This window comes from Photorhabdus aballayi (assembly GCF_026153155.1).
GTDB lineage: Bacteria > Pseudomonadota > Gammaproteobacteria > Enterobacterales > Enterobacteriaceae > Photorhabdus > Photorhabdus luminescens.
The window spans coordinates 1-3,356 of the sequence record NZ_JAPFCD010000113.1 but is presented as its reverse complement, the minus strand read 5'-3'; the positions used below and the strand labels follow the sequence as shown (position 1 = coordinate 3,356).

Annotated in this window: 5 protein-coding genes and 1 pseudogene; all 6 read right to left on the bottom strand. The window is 35.3% G+C overall.

Annotated features, from left to right (window positions below):
• Positions 1–185: 185 nt before the first annotated feature.
• Entirely contained in the window at positions 186–251 is a 66-nt protein-coding gene (locus OO184_RS25415; protein ID WP_376712605.1) for a hypothetical protein, read from the bottom strand.
• A 111-nt stretch (positions 252–362) separates the two neighbouring features.
• The gene (locus tag OO184_RS24625) at positions 363–521 is read right to left on the bottom strand and encodes a hypothetical protein (RefSeq protein ID WP_265381417.1); all 159 of its coding nucleotides are present in this window, start codon (positions 519–521) and stop codon (positions 363–365) included.
• 54 nt (positions 522–575) lie between these two features.
• Entirely contained in the window at positions 576–812 is a 237-nt protein-coding gene (locus tag OO184_RS24620) for an AHH domain-containing protein (protein WP_265381416.1), read from the bottom strand.
• Between the two features lie 285 nt (positions 813–1,097).
• Positions 1,098–1,717: pseudogene (locus OO184_RS25410) on the bottom strand (Imm43 family immunity protein).
• A gap of 410 nt (positions 1,718–2,127) precedes the next feature.
• Positions 2,128–2,637 (bottom strand): hypothetical protein, encoded by a 510-nt coding sequence (locus OO184_RS24605; RefSeq protein ID WP_265381415.1) that lies wholly within the window; start codon positions 2,635–2,637, stop codon positions 2,128–2,130.
• On the bottom strand, positions 2,634–3,356 hold a 723-nt coding region (locus OO184_RS25025; protein WP_283256384.1), incomplete at its 5' end, for an RHS repeat-associated core domain-containing protein. The genes OO184_RS24605 and OO184_RS25025, both read right to left, overlap by 4 nt.

Genomic DNA, 3,356 nt, shown 5'->3' with positions numbered 1-3,356 from the left:
GCGATGGGCTGTGCGAGGTTGCTGGTGCCGGTCGGGCCGGCGGTTTTTTTCTGGAATGACATATTAAGGGTTCCTGTGCTGAATTGACGGGCGGGTGTATTCAGGGGCTGCGGTCAGGCCGGTGGCTTTCTGCAACGTGTAATACTGGCTGAGCAGGGCGTTAAAACGGTCGTCGGTCTTTTTTATCAGCGCTGGGGAGACGGCCTGCCCTGTTCGACGGCAGCGGCAAGCTGGCGCAGCAGCGCTTCCAACGGGATGTCACGGTTGTGGCTGTGCTGGATCTGGTAAATCGCCGTTTTTTTATAATCCTCATGAAGATAAAACTCGGATACCCGATCAGAGAAAAATCACTTCAAACCATATTAGTTGCCTGGTATGTCTTGATCGAAAAAAAGCTTTAATGCCCTATCTTTATTATGAATAATTTCATATTCATTAAACTCTTCAATAGAACCGGATAAAAAATCCGAACTTTTAAAAAATTTAATAGGTTCCATATAAAAATTTATTATCTCACCCATATTAAATTATCCTAAAATTTTACTCCAGAGATCAAAGACGCGTTGTCTTACTTTTTAATTTACGTCTTTCCCCTGAATATGAGTGTTATACATATTTTGGGGTTTAATAATATTGCTATTCTCCATATCTTTTTTGGCTATATTTTTTATGTGAGTCACTTGTTTCGATATGGCATCAGTTGATTGATTTAAATTTATTTTATCCAGAGCATTTCTTATTGCACCAGTATATCCGTGATGATTACCTTGATGCTTTGCTATTGCACTAACCCGTCGGCGTTGGCGTGGCATGGGTATTCACCTCGGTAAGAAAGAAGCCGGCCGGAAGCGATTCCGGCTTTTTGCTGTTTCAGAGAGAAAACAGAATAAAATAGCTAAAATATAGCCTATGTATATATTTACTATGAATCTTATATTTTTCTGTATTATTTATTTATCTTCTTATTTGTTTTATATTTTTTTTGATTTAAATTATATATTTAATATATAAGCCTAACCCTGTAAGCTATTTATTTTAAATATAAAAATAACAAAGCTGAAAGATCACGAAGATATTTCTGGCTTTTTGCTATTAACTTAGGGTAATTTTATTTTCCCTTTTTTGACATTGGCTTTAATGTCGTACCTAAAATCTACACAATAGTGATTCAAGACTTCATCTAATTTAATTGGATTTATTCCTTTGATATTTTCTTTACTGAGTTTGTTAGCTACTTTTTCTGAAATAAAGATAAATTCTGCTAATAAAGTAGTCCGTATTGAAAAAATATCATAATTTAATGATTCATTATGAAAAGATAATTTATGAGGAATTAAACTTACATATTTACCTTTTTCCAATATTGAATATTTTTCATTCGGAAATAACGCCTTGTCAGTAAAAAAAGATAATTTAATGAGCTATTGATAGTTTTTCCATCTTTAATCGATGTCGCAATTAATTTTTTTAAAACATGATCGCTTAATTTAAAATCATTGATAATATCGAGAAATCTATCAGATAGGATATGAGCCATATTGTGTTGATAATAATTAAATCCCAATTTTCCAATATTTTTATTACATAACAAATACAAAGTGTTAGGGCATTCCTTATTTAATAGATAATAAGGCATATTATGCCTGGAGCCTTCATAATCCCATTTGTCATTAATTTGCTTCTCGGTATCTACTATAGCATGAAGATATCTTGGCATTAGTTAAGGGTTATAATTATTCATTAATGGTAGATTCACATAATAATTCATTAATTTACTCTCCCACATTTGGTTGTAGACACTTGACCAGACTATATTTTATTTTTCGTATCCATCTGATTATTGTTTTTAAAATCATATTTTCTTCATGTGGATGAAAAGCATCATTAAGCGTCATTTCAATAATATTGTCCTGATCATGGATAAAGAAAATTTCATTTTCTAAGAAATATCACCTTGACAATAAACTGGATTTTTTTGAGACGGAATTAAACCATTGGATTCATTCTCTTATAAATATACCATCGATAAGCTTCAATTGGCGCTGGCTTACCGTGGGTATGTGCCAAGATAGATCATAATAAGGCCGGAAGATCACAGGGATCTTTCCGGCTGATTTTAACGATATTTTATATCTGATTTTTATCGGAATAAGCCATAGATATAAACTCTCCAAAATCACTATTTTTATTTAACTTACCAAGTTTTAATGCTGGTGATATATAGTTAGAAAAAATAAACATATATTTCGATGCTATTCTCGCAGCATCAAATCTATTGTTTGATACTTTTTCCTCATGATAAATATCCTCATGCTTTTTCTTTCCAAGAAAAATAGAAATTTCAACATCATAAAAACAAGAATAATTATCACCATAATCACTAGAATTAAACAATCTACCATGTATAGATACCACCCCTCTAACTTCATTAGTCGTAGATAATGGATAGTCAGTCCTGGCAATAAATATATCATTACGAAAGAAAGCGTCCTCTACTAAAAAACGTTCCTCTTCGCAAGATATATCATTTAAAATACTTGGCGGTACATCATACATGTTGTTTTTCATAGTAAACCAGCCTGCCGGAATGTGGAAACTCTCTAATGGGCTGTATTTTTGGAAAATATTAATCATCATTTAACCTTTTTCAAATAACCATAATAATCCTGAGCAGAAATAGGATGCCCATGAAATTCATTTGTACTTTTTGTTACTTCAACTCGCATATATTGAGTTGGTTTACCATTGTTATATCCAATGTTTCTACCGGAATCATAAATATAATAATCTGAACCACCTGGTTGAGGAGAATGTGTGCCTTTTTGTAAAGCTTCTTTTTCTATTTTGTTCCTAAATTTAGTTACCTGATCACTTGTAGTTTTTCCACTTCCAATACTCTCATTCCAATATTGGGCTGGACCACCTCTGCTAGAAAGCCCCATTGCTTCTTCTTGGGTTCTCGCACGAGTATGTTTGAGATACACCGCTGAACTTGAAGTGTGTCTTCTTGCACGATCTTCCTTCGCTAGTCTGCTTTCTTGCTCTAACGCATTACCACAATCTCTTCCAGCTAACCCGAACGGGTCAATCCAGTTTACTGGATCATGCACATACCCGTATGGGTTAAATCCGCCACTAAGATTTAATGGGTCGGCACAGAGGTATTGCCCGGTCTCGTTATCGTAATACCTAAAGCGATTATAGTATAACCCACTCTCCGAGTCCTCGTACTGGCCTGCAAACCGCAGATTACAGGTCAGATTCCGTGGGTCGTTGACCGTCAGCACCGGCCAACGCTCCGGCTCGCCCCAGGTCAGTAATCGCCCTGCCCAGCGCAGTTCCCCCTCCTCGGTCAG